The organism is Caulobacter sp. FG121 (assembly GCF_057809815.1).
Genome location: NZ_JBMDKR010000011.1, coordinates 68,576 through 85,481 on the forward strand (window position 1 = coordinate 68,576; position 16,906 = coordinate 85,481).

The window sequence follows — 16,906 nt, forward strand, 5'->3', positions numbered from 1 at the left end:
CCGTTGCAACAGCTCCTCACCGTCCTTCTCTTCGCCCCGCTGCTGGGCGCCCTGATCGCAGGGCTGTTCGGCCGTCGCCTGGGCGACCTCGTCTCGCAGACCATCACCACCGGCCTGCTGCTGCTGACCTGCGGCCTCAGCTGGTACGTCTTCAGCCAGTGGACCTGGGGTGGCCTCGAACCGGTCACTGTCGCGCTGGCGCCGTTCATCAATGTCGGTGACTTCCACTCCGCCTGGTCGTTCCGCCTCGACGGCCTGAGCGCCGTGATGCTGGTGGTCGTGACCACGGTCTCGGCCCTCGTGCACCTCTACAGCTGGGGCTACATGGCCGAGGACGACAGCCGTCCGCGGTTCTTCGCCTACCTGTCGCTGTTCACCTTCGCCATGCTGGCGCTGGTCACCGCAGCCGACTTCATGCAGCTGTTCTTCGGCTGGGAAGGGGTGGGGCTGGCGTCCTATCTTCTGATCGGCTTCTGGTTCAAGAAGCCCACGGCCAACGCCGCCTCGATCAAGGCCTTCGTCGTCAACCGCGTCGGCGACTTCGGCTTTGCGCTGGGCATCATGACGGTGTTCTGGGCCTACGGCACGATCCAGTTCGCCGAGCTGTTCCCGATGATCGCGGACAGCGCCTCGAAGACCTGGACCTTCGCCGGCCACACCCTGCCGCTGGTCGACCTGGCCTGCGTGCTGCTGTTCATCGGCGCCATGGGCAAGTCGGCGCAGTTCTTCCTGCACACCTGGCTGCCGGACGCCATGGAAGGTCCGACGCCGGTCTCGGCCCTGATCCACGCGGCGACCATGGTCACCGCCGGCGTCTACATGGTCTGCCTGCTGTCGCCGATGTTCGAGTACGCCCCCGTGGCGCGCAACGTCGTCACCCTGATCGGCGCCATCACGGCGCTGTTCGCGGCGACGGTCGGTCTGGCCCAGAACGACATCAAGCGGGTCATCGCCTATTCGACCTGTTCGCAGCTCGGCTACATGTTCTTCGCCGCAGGCGTGGGCGCCTACCAGGCGGCCATGTTCCACCTGTTCACGCACGCCTTCTTCAAGGCCCTGCTGTTCCTTGGCGCCGGCTCGGTGATCCACGGGATGCACCACGAGCAGGACATGCGGAAGATGGGCGGCCTGTGGAAATATCTGCCGGTGACCTGGGCGGTCATGACTATCGGCACCCTGGCCATCACCGGCTTCGGCATCCCGGGCGTCGATCTGGGCTTCGCCGGCTTCTACTCCAAGGACACGATCATCGAGGCGGCCTGGGCAGCGGGTCGCGACAACGGCATCGCCAACTTTGCCTTCATCGTCAGCCTGCTGGCCGCCGGCCTGACGGCCTTCTACAGCTGGCGTCTGGCCTTCATGACCTTCCACGGCACGCCCAAGTGGGGCGAGCATGCGGCGCACGGCCATGACGACCACCACGCCGACGCTCATGCCGCCCATGACGATCATGGCCACGACGATCACGCTCATGGCCACGCCCATACGCCTCACGAGAGTCCGCTGGTGATGCTGGTTCCGCTGCTGGTGCTGGCGGTCGGCGCGCTCGGCGCGGGCTACGTCTTCGTCGAGAACTTCGTCGGCGAGAAGCAGGTCGAGTTCTGGCGCGGGGCCATCTTCAACGGCCCGCACAACCACGTTCTGCACGAGATGCACGGCGCGCCGACCTGGGTCATCTGGGCCCCGCTCGTTGTCTCGATGACCGGTCTGGCCATCGCCTGGTGGGTCTATATCGCCAGGGAGGGCATGGGCGCGCGGATCGCGGCCCGCCGCGGCCCGCTGTGGTCCTTCCTCTACAACAAGTGGTTCTTCGACGAGCTCTATGACGCCACCTTCGTTCGGGCCGCCCGGTTCCTGGGCGACCTGTTCTGGAAGGGCGGCGACCAGAAGCTGATCGACGGTCTGGGCCCGGACGGTGTGTCGGCCGTCTCGCTGGCGGTGGGCAAGCGCACCGGCCGGCTGCAGACCGGCTACGTCTACCACTACGCCTTTGTCATGCTGCTGGGGGTCGCCGGTCTGTTGTCCTTCGCGCTCTATGCCTTCTCGCGGGGAGGCTGACCGATGACCGGCCTTCTTTCACTCGTTACGTTCCTGCCGCTGGCCGGTGTCGCCGCCATCTTGGCGCTGCGCTTCTTCGGCCAGCCGGGCGAGGCGCGTGACACGGCCAGCAAGTGGATCGCGCTGGCGACCACGCTGGCGACCTTCGCCCTGTCGGTGAAGCTGACGCTCGACTTTGATCCGGCCAACCCGGGCTTCCAGTTCCTCGAAGAGATCCCGTGGTTCGCGGGGCTCAGCTACCGCATGGGCATCGACGGCATCTCGGTGCTGTTCGTGCTCCTGACGGCCTTCCTGCTGCCGCTGTGCATCATCGCCAGCTGGAAGACGATCGAGAAGCGCGTCCTCGAGTACATGATCGCCTTCCTGATCCTCGAGACCCTGGTCATCGGCGTGTTCTGCGCGCTGGACCTGGTGCTGTTCTACCTGTTCTTCGAGGCCGGCCTCGTGCCGATGTTCCTGATCATCGGCATCTGGGGCGGCAAGAACCGGGTCTACGCGGCCTTCAAGTTCTTCCTCTACACCCTGCTGGGTTCGGTCCTGATGCTGGCGGCGATCCTCGCCATGATCGGCATCTCCGGCACCAGCTCGATCCCGGACCTGATGCACTACCACTTCGATCCGGCGATCCAGACCTGGCTGTGGCTGGCCTTCTTCGCCAGCTTCGCGGTCAAGATGCCGATTTGGCCGGTACACACCTGGCTGCCCGACGCCCACGTCGAGGCGCCGACGGCAGGCTCGGTGATCCTGGCGGGCATCCTGCTCAAGATGGGCGGTTACGGCTTCCTGCGCTTCAGCATCCCGATGTTCCCGCAGGCCAGCCACCTGTTCACGCCGCTGGTCTTCGGCCTGTCGGTCATCGCCATCATCTACACCTCGCTGGTCGCCTTCCGTCAGACCGACATCAAGAAGCTGATCGCCTATTCGTCGGTCGCCCACATGGGCTTCGTGACCATGGGCATCTTCAGCGGCAACGTGCAGGGCGAGCAGGGCGCGATCTTCCAGATGCTGAGCCACGGGGTGATCTCCGGCGCGCTCTTCCTCTGCGTCGGCGTGGTCTATGACCGCATGCACACCCGCGAGATCGCCTTCTACGGCGGCCTGGTGAACCGCATGCCGTTCTACGCGGCGGTGTTCATGCTGTTCACCATGGGCAACGTCGGCCTGCCGGGCACCAGCGGCTTCATCGGCGAAATCCTGACCATGGCCGGCGCCTACGGCGCCTCGACCTGGACGGCGCTGTTCGCGGCCACCGGTGTGATCCTGTCGGCGGTCTATGCGCTGAGCCTCTATCGCCGGGTCATCTTCGGCGAAATCACCAATCCGGCCTTGGCCCAGATCACCGATCTGACCTGGCGCGAGATGGTGGTGTTCGCGCCGCTGATCGTCTCGACCCTCTATCTCGGTGTCCAGCCGGACGTCGTGTTCCACATCACCGGAGCGTCGGTCGACGCCCTGGTCGGCGCCTGGCGCGCCGCGATCGCCGGGTGAGCCGCCGATGACCCTCACCGATCTCAATCTCGTCCGGCCGGAGCTGATCCTCGCGATCGGCGCCCTGCTGCTGCTGCTGGTCGGCGCTTTCCGCGGCAAGGGCGGCGCCCTGTTCGACGGCGCGGCGATGCTGGTGCTGGCCATCGCCGGCGCGGCGGCCGTGACCGGAGACCATGGCCGCGCCTTCGCCGGCGGCGTGATCGTCGACAACCTGTCGACCTTCGCCAAGGTGGCCATCTATGCCGCCAGCGCCCTGGCCATCCCGCTGGGCGGCGGCTGGCTGCGCGCGCGGGGTGACGACAAGTTCGAGTTCCCGATCCTGATCCTGCTGGCCGCGCTCGGCATGGGCATGATGGCCTCGGCCGGCGACCTGATCTCGCTCTATGTCGGCATCGAATTGCACTCGCTGGCGCTCTACGTGCTGGCCGCGTTCCGCCGCGACGACGCCAAATCCTCTGAAGCCGGCCTCAAGTACTTCGTGCTCGGCGCGCTCTCGTCGGGCCTGCTGCTCTACGGCGCCTCGCTCATCTACGGCTTCGCCGGCTCGACCCACTTCGACGTCATCGCCGCCTCTGTGCAGGGCCATGCCCACACCGGCGTGCTGTTTGGACTGGTGTTCCTGATCTGCGGCCTGGCCTTCAAGGTCTCCGCCGCGCCGTTCCACATGTGGACGCCGGACGTCTACGAAGGCGCCCCGACGCCGGTCGTCGGCTTCTTTGCCGGCGCGCCGAAGATGGCCGCCATGGTGCTGCTGGCCCGCGTGCTGTCGGAAGGCTTCGGCCAGGCGATCGGCCAGTGGCAGCAGGTGATCGTCGTGGTCGCCCTGTTGTCGGTGTTCGTCGGCGCCTTCGCCGGTCTCGCCCAGCGCAACCTCAAGCGCCTGTGGGCCTATAGTTCGATCGCCAACATCGGTTACGCCCTGCTGGGCCTTGCTGCCGGAGGCGAGAGCGGCGTGCAGGCCATGCTGATGTTCACGGTTCTCTACTTGGTCGATGTGACCGGCTTCTTCGCCTGCCTCAGCGCCCTGCGGCGTGACGGCAAGCCGATGGAGACGATCGACGACATGGCGGGCCTGTTCAGGGAACAGCCGGGTATCGCCCTGGCCATGACCGCCTTCGCTCTGTCGGCCCTCGGACTGCCGCCGTTCACCGGCTTCTTTGCCAAGTACTTCGTGTTCAAGGCGGCGATCGGCGCGCATCTCGAATGGGCGGCCGTGGCCGGCCTGGTCGGCAGCGTGGTGGCGGCGTTCTACTATCTGCGCCTGATCAAGGTCATGTGGTTCGATCCGTCGGCCGGCCCTGTGGAAGCGCCGCCGCTGACCGCCAGGACCATCGCTGTCGTCGCGGCGCTGTTCTCCTTCCCGGTCGGCCTCGTGGCCCTGCACTGGCTGGAGCCGCTGGCCCTGGCCGCCGCCGCAGCCTTCGGCTGACGTGACCGCTCCGCGGATCGAGGCGCTGGAGGAAGTCGATTCCACCAACGCCGAAGCGCGTCGTCGGGCCGAGGCGGGCGAGGCGGGCCCTCTATGGATCACTGCCGCTCGCCAGACCGCCGGTCGCGGCCGGCGCGGACGCAGCTGGGAGACGGGGCAGGGCAACCTCGCCGCCACCCTGCTGCTGGTCACCGACCGTCCACCCGCCGAGGCGGCGCAGATCAGCTTCATCGCCGCTCTGGCTGTGGCCGATCTGGCCGACGCCTATGTACCGGCCTCGAAGGTCAGCCTGAAATGGCCCAACGACCCGATGATCGATGGCCGCAAGGCCAGCGGCATCCTCGTTGAATCCGGCCAGCATGCCTCTGGTGGCCTGTGGGTCGCGGTCGGCGTCGGCGTGAACCTCGCGACTCCGCCCGAGGCACCCGAGCGCCCTGCGACGGCCTTCGCGGAACACATGACCGGTCCGCCGCCAAAGCCGCTGGAAGCGTTGACTGTCCTTGCCGAGGCGTTCGAACGCTGGCGGCGGGTCTGGCAGACGTCCGGCTTTCCGCTGATCGCCGAGGCCTGGACCCGCCGCGCCCATGGCCTGGGCGAGGTCTGCACCGCCCGGCTCGGCCACGAAACGGTCACCGGGACGGCTGAAGGGCTCGACCCGGACGGCGCGCTGCGGTTGCGCTTGCCAGACGGCATGCTGCGGCGCATCACGGCCGGCGACGTCTTCTTCGGAGCTTCCTGAATGCTTCTCGCCATCGAGCAGGGCAACACAAACACCCTGTTCGCCGTCCATGACGGCGAGACCTGGATCGCGCAGTGGCGCTCGGCGACCGAGAGCACCCGCACAGCCGACGAATACGCCGTCTGGCTGTCGCAGCTGTTCGAGATGAATGGACTGAGCATGAGGGGCCTGACCGGCTGCATCATCTCCAGCGTGGTGCCGCAGTCGATCTTCAACCTGCGCAACCTGTCGCGGCGCTACCTGCAGGTCGAACCGCTGATCATCGGTGAGAACGCCGAACTGGGCGTCGAGGTGCGTATCGACAAGCCCTCCGAGGCCGGGGCTGACCGTCTGGTCAACGCGATCGGCGCCCACATCGTCTATCCCGGTCCGCTCATCGTCATCGACAGCGGCACGGCCACCACGTTCGACATTGTCGCCGCCGACGGCGGTTTCGAGGGCGGCGTCATCGCGCCCGGGGTCAACCTCTCCATGCAGGCGCTGCACGAGGCGGCGGCCAAACTCCCGCGCATTGCCATCCAGCGGCCTGAGGGCAATCGTGTGGTCGGAACCGACACCGTCACCGCCATGCAGTCCGGCGTGTTCTGGGGCTACATCGGACTAATCGAGGGGCTGATCGCCCGTATCAAGGCGGAACGGGGTGGACACCTCACCGTTGTCGCTACCGGAGGCGTCGTCTCCCTGTTTGAAGGCGCTACCGACATGATCGACCACTTCGACCCGGATCTGACGATCCGGGGTCTGCTTGAAATCCACCGCCGCAACGTCGCCAAGTCCGCCTGATGCCCGCCTCGAAGAGTGATGAGCTCGTCTTCCTGCCGCTCGGCGGGTCGAACGAGATCGGCATGAATTTCAACCTCTACGGCTTCGGTCCCCCGAATGCCCGCAAGTGGATCGTCGTCGACCTGGGGATCACCTTCGGCGACCAGACGACGCCCGGCGTCGAGGTCATCCTGCCCGATCCGGAGTTTGCCGAGAGCATCGCCAAGGACATCCTGGGCATCGTGCTGACCCATGCCCATGAGGACCATATCGGCGCGGTCGCCTGGCTGTGGCCGAGGCTCAAGGCGCCGGTGTTCGCCACGCCGTTCACGGCCTTCCTGCTGCGCGAAAAGCTTCGCGACGCCGGGATCCTCGACGAGGTCGACATTACCGAGGTGCCGCTGAGCGGATCCTTCTCGCTCGGCCCGTTCGATCTCGAGCTGATCACCCTGACCCACTCGATTCCCGAGCCCAATGGCCTGGCGATCCGCACGCCGCTGGGCATCGTGCTGCACACAGGCGACTGGAAGATCGATCCCGACCCGTTGCTCGGCGGTGTGACCGATGAGGACGCCATTCGCCGTCTCGGCGACGAGGGCGTGTTGGCCATGGTCTGCGACAGCACCAACGTCTTCGTAGAAGGGGAGGCCGGGTCCGAGGCCGATGTCCGCACGGCCCTGGCCGAGCTGATCAAGCCGCTCAAGGGCAAGGTCGCGGTGGCCTGTTTCGCGTCGAACGTCGCGCGCATGGACAGCGTGATCCGCGCGGCCCAGGCCGCCGACCGCCGCGTCTGCCTCGCCGGCCGTTCGATGCACCGCATGACGGCGGCGGCCAAGTCGGTCGGGCTGCTCAAGGGCGTGCCCGACTTCATCAACGACAAGGAAGCCAAGCACTTCCCGGACGACAAGATCCTCTACCTCTGCACCGGCAGCCAGGGCGAGGTTCGGGCGGCCCTGTCGCGCATCGCCCACGGTGACCACCCGCATGTGAAGCTGGGCAAGGGTGACCATGCGATCTTTTCCTCGCGCGTGATCCCGGGCAACGAGATCCCGATCCGCAACCTGCAGAACGGTCTCGCTGATCGGGGCGTGCGGCTCTACACCGAACGCGACCATCCTGGCATCCACGTTTCCGGCCACCCCTGCCGGGGAGAGCTGGCGCGGATGTACGCCTGGGCCCGGCCGCAGATCGCGGTGCCGACCCATGGCGAGCGCCGCCATCTGCTGGAACACGCCGCCTTCGCCACCGATCTGCAGGTCGGCCAGACCGTCGCGCCGCGCAACGGCGACATGGTCCGCCTCGCGCCCGGTCGCGCCGCGATCATCGATGAAGTCACCGCCGGGCGCCTGTACGTCGACGGTGGGGTCATGACGCCCGAGAACGGCGACGCCCTGCGGGAACGTCGCCACGCCGCGCACAATGGCGTGCTGATCGTGTCCATCGCGCTCGACGGCAAGGGTCGCATCGTCTCGGGGCCGCAGGTGCTGGCGCTGGGCCTGCCCGGCGACCGCGAGAACCCGCTGGAAGACACCCTCGACAGCCTTGCCGAGGAAGCCGAACAGGCGGTCAAGCGCCTGCCGGCCGAGGAACGCGACCACGACGAGGTCGTCGAGACGGCGATCTCCCGCGCCGTCAAGAAGGCCGCCTTCCGCGTCTGGGACCGCAAGCCGGTCGTGGAGACGACGGTGCTGCGGATCTAGGACTGCAGATTCACCCAGCGTCCTTCGAGACGGCCGCTTGCGCGGCCTCCTCAGGATGACGATACAGGGGTTCGCACAGCTATCGTCATGGTGAGGAGCGCTCGGAGAGCGCGTCTCGAACCACGCACCGAGGACAGATTCATGATCGGCAAACTCAACCACGTCGGGGTCGCCACGCCCTCCATCGACGAGTCGCTGAAGATGTACCGCGACCTGCTGGGCGCGACGTCGTTCACGGACAAGTGGGCCATGCCGGAGCAGGGCGTGTGGGTCTGTTTCGTCAATCTGCCGAACAGTCAGATCGAGCTGATCGAGCCCTATGGCGAGAAGAGCCCGATCCACGGGTTCCTGGCCAAGAACCCCAAGGGCGGCCAGCACCACATCTGCTTCGAGGTCGAGAACATCTACGAAGCGCGCGACGCCCTGGTGGCCAAGGGCGCGACCGTGCTCGGCGAACCGCGCATCGGCGCCCACGGCACCCTGATCATTTTCGTGCATCCCAAGGACATGGGGGGCATGCTCGTCGAGCTGATGGAAACCCCCAAAGAGGATCACCACGCATGAGCCTGTTCACCGGAGTCGCCATCTACCTGACCATCTGGTGGACGGCGCTGTTCGCCATCCTGCCGCTCGGCACGAAGACCTATGCGGAATCCGGCATCGTGGTGAAGGACGGCGGGGATCCCGGCGCGCCGGTCAACCCCGACCTGAAGCGCAAGTTCATCACCACCACCTGGATTTCGGCGGTGCTGTGGGGCGTGCTCTGGCTGGTCCTGAAGCTCCACCTCGTCACGCTGCCGTCCTTCCCGGCCGCCTGAGCAGAATCGCCCACGGTTTCGGCGCCGCGCGCACGTGACGGGCCGACGCGCCCAAAAGTTGGGCGATTGTCGGTCTGTGGGGCGTTCCGCACGGGTGAACACTGCCCGCAAAGCGATCCAGCGCTAGGTTCGGCTCATGGCAATCCGGTTCGCCGGTCTTGCTCCGTGGCGTTTTTCCCCGACGACGACTTGCAAGGCCGCCGGCTCTCCCGGCGGCCTTCTTTTCGTCCGGCGCGTTGCCAACGCGGGGGGGCAGAGGCTAAGTCAGCCCCGGATATTCAAGGGGTTCCCATGCGCCTGTCGCGCTATTTCCTGCCTGTGCTCAAAGAGGCGCCGTCTGACGCCCAGATCGTCTCTCACCAGCTCATGCTGCGCGCCGGCATGATCCGGCAGGAGGCGGCCGGCATCTACGCCTGGCTGCCGCTCGGGCTGCGGGTGCTGAAGAAGGTCGAGCAGATCGTCCGCGAGGAGATGGACCGCGCCGGCGCCGTCGAGCTGCTGATGCCGACGATCCAGCTGGCCGACCTGTGGCGCGAGAGCGGCCGCTATGACGCCTACGGCGACGAGATGCTGCGCATCACCGACCGCCACAAGCGCGACCTGCTCTACGGGCCCACCGCCGAGGAGGTCGTGACCGACATCTTCCGGGCCTATGTGAAGAGCTACAAGGACCTGCCGCTGAACCTCTACAACATCCAGTGGAAGTTCCGCGACGAGCGCCGTCCGCGCTTCGGCGTGATGCGTGGGCGCGAGTTCCTGATGAAGGACGCCTACAGCTTCGACCTGAACGAAGCCGACGCCCGCGCGGCCTACAACCGCATGTTCATCGCCTATCTGAACCTGTTCGCCCGTATGGGCCTCAAGGCCGTGCCGATGAAGGCCGACACCGGTCCGATCGGCGGCGATCTGTCTCACGAGTTCATCGTGCTGGCCGACACCGGCGAGAGCCAGGTCTTCTGCCACAAGGATCTCGTCGAGATGGGGGCGCCCGGTCCCGACGTTGACTGGTTCGGCGACCTGCAGCCGCTGGTCGATCAGCGCACGGCTCTCTATGCGGCGACCGAAGAGATGCACGACGAGGCGGCCTTCGCCGCCGTTCCGGCCGACGACCAGCTGTCGGCGCGCGGGATCGAAGTCGGCCATATTTTCTACTTCGGCCAGAAGTACTCCTTGCCAATGAAGGCCAGCGTCACCGGCCCGGACAGCCAGGAGCACACCGTGCACATGGGCAGCTACGGCGTCGGCGTCTCGCGCCTGCTCGGCGCGATCATCGAGGCCAGCCACGACGAGGGCGGCATCATCTGGCCGGAAAGCGTCGCGCCCTTCGACGTGGCCGTGATCAACCTGCGGGTCGGCGACGAAGCCTGCGACGCGGCCTGCGAGCAGGCCTATGCGGCGATCCACGCGGCCGGCAAGACGGCCCTCTATGACGACACCGGCGAGCGTCCGGGCGGCAAGTTCGCCAAGGCCGACCTGATCGGCCTGCCCTGGCAGCTGATCATCGGCCCCAAGGGCCTGGCCGAGGGCAATGTCGAGCTGAAGAACCGCGCCACCGGCGAGCGCACCACAGCGCCGCTGGCCGAGGCGCTGGCCCGTCTGACGGCGAAGGCCGCCGCGTGACCAAGCCTGCCGGAACCGTGTCGGCGCCGTTCGGCGTGTGGGAGCGGGCCGTCGCCGGCCGCTACCTCCGCGCCCGGCGCAAGCACGGCGGCGTTGGCCTGATCTCGATCATCTCCTTCATCGGCATCACCCTCGCGGTATTCGCGCTGATCACGGTGATGAGCGTGATGAACGGCTTCCGGACCGAACTGCTCGACCGGATCCTCGGCTTCAACGGTCACGCCTATGTCACCGGCGCGCCGCTGGGCAGCGCGGACCGCGACGCGGTCGTCGCACGCCTGCGCGCCGTTCCCGGTGTCAAACAGGTCATCCCGGTCGTCGAGGGCCAGGCCATGGCGCTCGGCCCTGCCCAGATCGCCGGCGCGATCGTCCGGGGCGTGACGCCGGCGGACCTCGCCGCCACCACCATCGTGGCGAAGAACATCAAGGCCGGATCCCGTGACGGCTTCGGCCAGGGAGAATACGGCGGGGAGCTGATCCTGCTGGGCGACCGGCTGGCGGCCAGCCTCGGCGTCGCGCCGGGTGACTCCGTCGCGCTGATCTCCCCGACCGGCTCGACGACCGCTTTCGGCACCAGCGTGACGCAGAAGGACTACACGGTCGGCGGCACCTTCTCGGTGGGCATGAGCGAATACGACCAGGCCTTCATCTATATGCCGCTGCAGCAGGCCCAGCTGTTCTTCGGGCGCGACGACACGGTCGACGCCATCGAGGTCATGCTGGACGACCCGGACGCGATCAACACGATCAAGCCGCTGCTGGCCGGCGCGGCGGGGCCGGGCGCGATCGTCACCGACTGGACCCAGAAGAACCAGAGCTTCTTCGAGGCGCTGCAAGTCGAGCGGGCGGCGATGCGGCTGATCCTGATGCTGATCGTGGCCATCGCCGCGATGAACATCATCTCGGGCCTGATCATGCTGGTGAAGAACAAGGGGCGCGACATCGGCATCCTGCGCACCATGGGGGCAGGGCAGGGCGCGATCCTGCGGATCTTCTTCATGTCCGGCGCCGCCATCGGCGTGGCGGGCACCGCGGCCGGGCTGCTGCTGGGGGTGCTGGTCTGCGTCAACATCGAAGCGGTGCAGAAGGCCGTGGAGTGGGTCACCGGCGCGAACGTGTTCAACGCCGACGTCTATTTCCTGACCCATGTCCCGGCCAAGGTGGAGTGGTCCGAGGTCGCCCTCATTACCGGCTGGTCGCTGTTCATGAGCTTCATCGCCACCCTGCCGCCGGCCTGGCGGGCGTCGCGCATCGATCCGGTCGAGGCCCTGCGTTATGAGTGAGCCCGTCCTGTCCCTGCGCGGCGTGACCCGCACCTACGTCACCGACGCCGGCCAGTTGCCGGTGCTCAAGGGCGTGAACCTGGACGTCATGCCGGGCGAGATCGTCGGGCTGATCGGCCCGTCCGGTTCGGGCAAGTCGTCCCTGCTGCACGCCGCCGGCCTGCTCGAGCGGCCAGATGGCGGCACGGTCACGGTTGTCGGCCAGGATTGCACGAAGCTGGGCGATCGGCCGCGCACCCGGATGCGGCTCGGTACGATCGGCTTCGTCTACCAGTTCCATCACCTGCTGCCCGAGTTCTCGGCCATCGAGAACGTGGCCATGCCGGCAATGATCGCGGGGCAGCCACGCCCTGTCGCCGGCGCGCGCGCCGAAGCGCTGCTGACGCGGCTGGGCCTGGCCGAACGGCTGCACCACCAGCCGGGGCAACTGTCCGGCGGCGAGCAGCAGCGCGTGGCGATCGCCCGGGCCCTGACCAACGAGCCCCGGCTTCTCCTGGCCGACGAGCCGACCGGCAACCTCGATCCCGACACGGCGGCCTCGGTGTTCCAGGCGCTGTTCGACCTTGCGCGGGACACCGGCGTGGCGGCGCTGATCGCCACCCACAACATGGAGCTGGCCCGCTACATGGACCGGGTTTTCGCCCTCAAGGACGGTCATCTCGAAGAACGGGCGCCGGGATTCTAGGGCGCCGATCCGCCCGGGCGGGCGGAGGCCGGGCGCCTCGGCGACCCTCACCGTCGTTGCACGGACGATCACAGCCGCGTCAGCGCCTTGCTTTCGCCCGGATAAAAGGGTCATTCGGGCCTTCCTGTGTGCAGCGGCTGGGAAGCTTGCGTCTATGACCCGCCATCTCGATATCGCCGGCCAGTCCGGAACCCTCTATCGCTACAAGGCGCTCGAAGAGATGCGCCCGGTGCCGCCCGGCGGCGCCAACTTCGTCTATGTGAAGTGGGACGGCGACGCCCCGAAGATCGTCTACGCCGGCGAGACCGACAGCCTGCATCGCAGTGTCTTCGAGACCTGGGATGAAGCCCAGGCCGGGTTCGGCGCGACCGAGATCTTCGCGCGCCTCAACATCACGGGCGTCGTCCGCCGCGGTGAACACGACGACCTTGTTGCGCAGCATCAGCCGCCGATGAACATCGGCGGCGAACCGCTGGCCGGCCGCCGCAAGACCAGTCGCCCCGGCGGCTGATCCATTCTCTGTATGAAACTGTGGAGCGTCGGCGGAATCCCCTGTTGACGAATGAGAACAAAACAGGAATAAGAACAAACAGGCAACTTGAACCGGGAGGCCCGAATGGCCCGCATCGCTCGTGAATCGCTCGCTCTGGCTTCCGTCGCCGGATTTGTGTGGATGATGTGCTCGGTGGCCATGGCCGTAGCCTGATCGCCTCTGGATCGTAATCGCCCGTCGGGCGATGGTCGGTCCGGTGACTCGTTTGTCGTTCGGCCGTCAGGGCCGGGCGGGGTGATCTGAAAGGACAGCGCCATGGCGCGGGACAGGGCAGGGAGCGGCGCCGATGGCGGGTTCGTTCATCTGCGGGCCCGGTCGGCCTATTCGCTGCTCGAAGGCGCCATCAAGGCCGAGGCGGTGGGCAAGATGGCCGCCGAGGCGGGCATGCCCGCGGTCGGCGTCACCGATCGGGCCAATCTCTTCGGGGCTCTGGAATTTTCCGTCACGGCCAAGGATGCGGGGGTCCAGCCCCTGATCGGCCTGGCGTTGCCTGTGACCGGCATTGGCGAGGGCCAGTCCGACCGCTGGGCCCGGACCCCGACCATTGTCCTGATCGCCCAGACCGAAACCGGCTATCTCAACCTCTCGGCCCTGTCGTCGGCGGCCTATCTCGACAGCGACGGCATCGCCGAGCCTTGCGTGACGTGGGCGCGCGTTGTCGAGCACGCCGAAGGGCTGATCCTGCTGAGCGGCGGGACGGACGGCCCGGTCGACCCATTGTTCGCCGCCGGCAAGACCGCGGAAGGCTCGGCGGCGCTGGCCGAGATGGCCCGGGTGTTCGGCGACCGCTTCTATGTCGAACTGCAACGGCACGGACTGCCGTCGCAGGCGGCGGCGGAGCCGGGCCTCGTGCACTGGGCATACGAGCACGACATCCCGCTGGTCGCCAGCAACGATGTCTATTTCGCCAAGCCTGACATGTATGCGGCGCATGACGCGCTGCTGTGTATCTCGGACGGGTCCTTCGTCGGTCAGGACGAACGGCGGCGGGTGACGGCGGAGCACTGGTTCAAGCCGGCGAAGGACATGCGGGCGCTGTTCTCGGATCTGCCCGAGGCCTGCGACAACACCATCGACATCGCCCGGCGCTGCGCCTTCATGGTCTCCAAGCGCTACCCCATCCTGCCGAGCTTCCCGACCACGGCCGGGCGCGACGAGCCGGCGGAGCTGGCGTGGCAGGCGGCCGAGGGTCTCAAGCTGCGGCTCCAGGGGCTGGAGCTGGCGGCGCCGGAAGCGGATTACTGGGCCCGGCTGGAGCGCGAGATCGGCGTCATCCAGACGATGGGCTTCTCCGGCTACTTCCTGATCGTGTCGGACTTCATCAAATGGGCCAAGGCCCAGGGCATTCCCGTGGGGCCGGGGCGTGGTTCCGGCGCAGGGTCGCTGGTCGCCTGGGTCCTGACCATCACCGACCTGGACCCGCTGCGGTTCGGTCTGCTGTTCGAGCGCTTCCTCAATCCCGAGCGGGTCTCGATGCCCGACTTCGATATCGACTTCTGCCAGGAGCGGCGGGAGGAGGTCATCGAATACGTCCAGGACAAGTACGGCCGCGGCCGTGTGGCCCAGATCATCACCTTCGGCACCCTGCAGGCCCGCGCCGTGCTGCGCGACGTCGGCCGGGTGATGCAGCTTCCGCTCGGCATGGTCGACCGGCTGGCCAAGATGGTGCCCAACAATCCGGCCCAGCCGGTGACTCTGGCCCAGGCGATCAATCTCGAGCCTCGTCTGCGTCAGGCGCGCGACGAGGATCCGTCGGTCGCCCAGCTGCTTGAGGTCGCCCTGCGGCTGGAGGGGCTCTATCGCAACGCCTCGACCCACGCCGCCGGGGTGGTTATCGGCGACCGGCCGCTGATCGAGCTGACGCCGCTGTACAAGGACCCGCGCTCGGAGCTGCCGGCCACCCAGTTCAACATGAAGTGGGTCGAATCCGCCGGACTGGTGAAGTTCGACTTCCTCGGCCTCAAGACGCTCACGGTGCTGGACCGCGCGGTCAAGCATCTGGCGCGCCGTGGGGAGCTGGTCGACCTGTCGAAACTGCCGCTCGACGACACGGCCTCCTACGAACTGATGGCTTCGGGCCAGACGGTCGGCGTGTTCCAGCTGGAAAGCCAGGGCATGCGCGACACCCTGCGCAAGATGCGGCCCGGCTCCATCGAGGAAATCACCGCCCTGATCTCGCTCTACCGGCCCGGCCCAATGGACAACATCGACCTGTTCGTCGACACCAAGTTCGGCCGCCGCCCGATGGACACCATGCACGTCTCGCTTGAGGAGGTGCTGAAGGAGACCTACGGCGTCATCGTCTACCAGGAACAGGTGATGCGCATCGCCCAGGTCCTGGCCGGCTACAGCCTCGGCGAAGCCGACATGCTGCGCCGGGCGATGGGCAAGAAGAAGAAGGAGGAGATGGACCAGCAAAAGGCCCGGTTCGTCTCGGGGGCCATCGACCGCGGCGTCGACGGCGACAAGGCCGGGGCCATCTTCGAACACGTCGAGAAGTTTGCCGGCTACGGATTCAACAAGTCACACGCCGCCGCCTACGCCCTGATCGCCTATCAAACGGCCTGGCTGAAGGCCAACACGCCGGTCGAGTTCTTCGCCGGCTCGATGAGCCTAGACCTTTCCAACACCGACAAGCTGGCGGTGTTTTACCAGGACGCCCGCAAGTTCAAGATCACCGTCCGGCCGCCGGACATCAACCGGTCGGGCGCCGACTTCGAGGTCGAGGACGGCGAGGTCCTCTATGCGCTCGGCGCGGTGCGCAACGTCGGCTTCGCGGCGATGGAGCATGTGGTCGCCGTCCGCACGGACGGCGGGCCCTTCGTCGATCTGTTCGACTTCATCGAGCGGGTCGACCCCCGGCAGGTCAACAAGCGCGGCCTGGAAGGTCTTGCCCGGGCCGGCGCCTTCGACAACATCCATCCCAACCGGGCCCAGATCGCCGCCGCCGCCGACATGCTGATGGCCCATGGCCAGAGCCTCGCCGCGGACCGCGCCTCGGCCCAGGTCAGCCTGTTCGGCGGCGAACAGTCGGACGCCTCGCGGCCGCGCCTGCCGCGCACCGAGCCGTGGGACCAGATCCGCCGTCTCGACGAGGAACTGGCGGCCGTCGGCTTCTACCTCACCGGCCACCCGCTGGAGGATATGATCGACGTGCTGCGTCGCCGGCGCACGACGATGCTCAGCGACGCCATTGTTCAGGCCGAGGCCGGAACGGAGGCCTTCCGCATGGCCGGCATGGTCCGTCGCCGCCAGGAACGCACCCAGCAGAGCGGCGAGCGGTTCGCCTTTGTTTCCCTGTCGGACCCGACCGGTGAGTACGAGGTGCTGTTCCCGCCCGAGGCGCTCAAGCGCTGCCGCGACATCCTGGAGCCCGGCAAGGCCGTGGCCATCAAGGTGCGCGCCAAGTCGCGCGACGGCGAGGTGCGTTTCTTCGGCGACGACGCCGAGCCGATCGACAAGGCCCTCGAGTCCGTGGCCGCCAGTCTGCGCGTGCACGTCTCCCCCCATTCGATGGAGATCGAGGCGCTGAAGAAGCGCCTTCAGGTCGCCTCGGCCCAGCGGGGCGGGGAGGTGGTCCTCGTCGCCGGCCTCGGCGGCGGCCGCGAGGTCGAGGTCAAGCTGCCAGGGTTCTACACGCTCGACGCCAGCCTGCGGGGCGCGCTGAAGACCGCGCCGGGGGTGGCGTATCTGGAGGATGTGTAGGGGAGGGCATGGGGCTTGCCTCAACAGCCCGCAAAATCCGCTCATCCCCGCGAAAGCGGGGACCCA

The 16,906-nt window shown here is 67.3% G+C and carries 14 protein-coding genes; all 14 read left to right on the plus strand.

Features of this window, described 5'->3' with window-relative positions:
* Positions 1–3 precede the first annotated feature (3 nt).
* Positions 4–2,058 (plus strand): NADH-quinone oxidoreductase subunit L, encoded by a 2,055-nt coding sequence (gene nuoL / locus ACODSL_RS19380; RefSeq protein WP_488902375.1) that lies wholly within the window; start codon positions 4–6, stop codon positions 2,056–2,058.
* Between the two features lie 3 nt (positions 2,059–2,061).
* Complete coding sequence (locus ACODSL_RS19385; protein ID WP_488902376.1) at positions 2,062–3,546, plus strand: NADH-quinone oxidoreductase subunit M; 1,485 nt, start codon at positions 2,062–2,064, stop codon at positions 3,544–3,546.
* Positions 3,547–3,553: 7 nt separating this feature from the next.
* Positions 3,554–4,975, plus strand: coding sequence for an NADH-quinone oxidoreductase subunit NuoN (gene nuoN, locus ACODSL_RS19390; RefSeq protein ID WP_488902377.1), 1,422 nt, complete (start codon positions 3,554–3,556; stop codon positions 4,973–4,975).
* Position 4,976: 1 nt separating this feature from the next.
* Positions 4,977–5,714: a biotin--[acetyl-CoA-carboxylase] ligase gene (locus ACODSL_RS19395; protein ID WP_488902378.1), complete on the plus strand. Its 738-nt coding sequence runs from the start codon at positions 4,977–4,979 to the stop codon at positions 5,712–5,714.
* The gene (locus ACODSL_RS19400; RefSeq protein ID WP_488902379.1) at positions 5,715–6,497 is read left to right on the plus strand and encodes a type III pantothenate kinase; all 783 of its coding nucleotides are present in this window, start codon (positions 5,715–5,717) and stop codon (positions 6,495–6,497) included.
* Positions 6,497–8,176 (plus strand): ribonuclease J, encoded by a 1,680-nt coding sequence (locus ACODSL_RS19405; RefSeq protein WP_488902380.1) that lies wholly within the window; start codon positions 6,497–6,499, stop codon positions 8,174–8,176. Before ACODSL_RS19400 ends, ACODSL_RS19405 begins: the two co-directional genes overlap by 1 nt.
* A 141-nt stretch (positions 8,177–8,317) precedes the next feature.
* Positions 8,318–8,740: a methylmalonyl-CoA epimerase gene (mce, locus tag ACODSL_RS19410; protein ID WP_488902381.1), complete on the plus strand. Its 423-nt coding sequence runs from the start codon at positions 8,318–8,320 to the stop codon at positions 8,738–8,740.
* Entirely contained in the window at positions 8,737–8,994 is a 258-nt protein-coding gene (locus tag ACODSL_RS19415) for a DUF1467 family protein (RefSeq protein ID WP_488902382.1), read from the plus strand. Before mce ends, ACODSL_RS19415 begins: the two co-directional genes overlap by 4 nt.
* Before the next feature lie 291 nt (positions 8,995–9,285).
* Entirely contained in the window at positions 9,286–10,614 is a 1,329-nt protein-coding gene (gene proS, locus ACODSL_RS19420) for a proline--tRNA ligase (protein ID WP_488902383.1), read from the plus strand.
* Positions 10,611–11,897 carry a lipoprotein-releasing ABC transporter permease subunit gene (locus ACODSL_RS19425; RefSeq protein WP_488902384.1) on the plus strand — a complete coding sequence of 429 codons (1,287 nt, stop codon included), beginning with the start codon at positions 10,611–10,613 and terminating at the stop codon, positions 11,895–11,897. Before proS ends, ACODSL_RS19425 begins: the two co-directional genes overlap by 4 nt.
* Complete coding sequence (locus ACODSL_RS19430; protein ID WP_488902385.1) at positions 11,890–12,582, plus strand: ABC transporter ATP-binding protein; 693 nt, start codon at positions 11,890–11,892, stop codon at positions 12,580–12,582. The genes ACODSL_RS19425 and ACODSL_RS19430 overlap by 8 nt, the downstream gene beginning before the upstream one ends.
* Positions 12,583–12,736: 154 nt before the next feature.
* Positions 12,737–13,093, plus strand: a complete 357-nt coding sequence (locus ACODSL_RS19435; protein WP_488902386.1) for a hypothetical protein — start codon at positions 12,737–12,739, stop codon at positions 13,091–13,093.
* Between the two features lie 105 nt (positions 13,094–13,198).
* The gene (gene sidA / locus ACODSL_RS19440; protein WP_488902387.1) at positions 13,199–13,288 is read left to right on the plus strand and encodes a cell division inhibitor SidA; all 90 of its coding nucleotides are present in this window, start codon (positions 13,199–13,201) and stop codon (positions 13,286–13,288) included.
* 102 nt (positions 13,289–13,390) lie between these two features.
* Entirely contained in the window at positions 13,391–16,840 is a 3,450-nt protein-coding gene (gene dnaE / locus ACODSL_RS19445; RefSeq protein WP_488902388.1) for a DNA polymerase III subunit alpha, read from the plus strand.
* Positions 16,841–16,906: the final 66 nt, after the last annotated feature.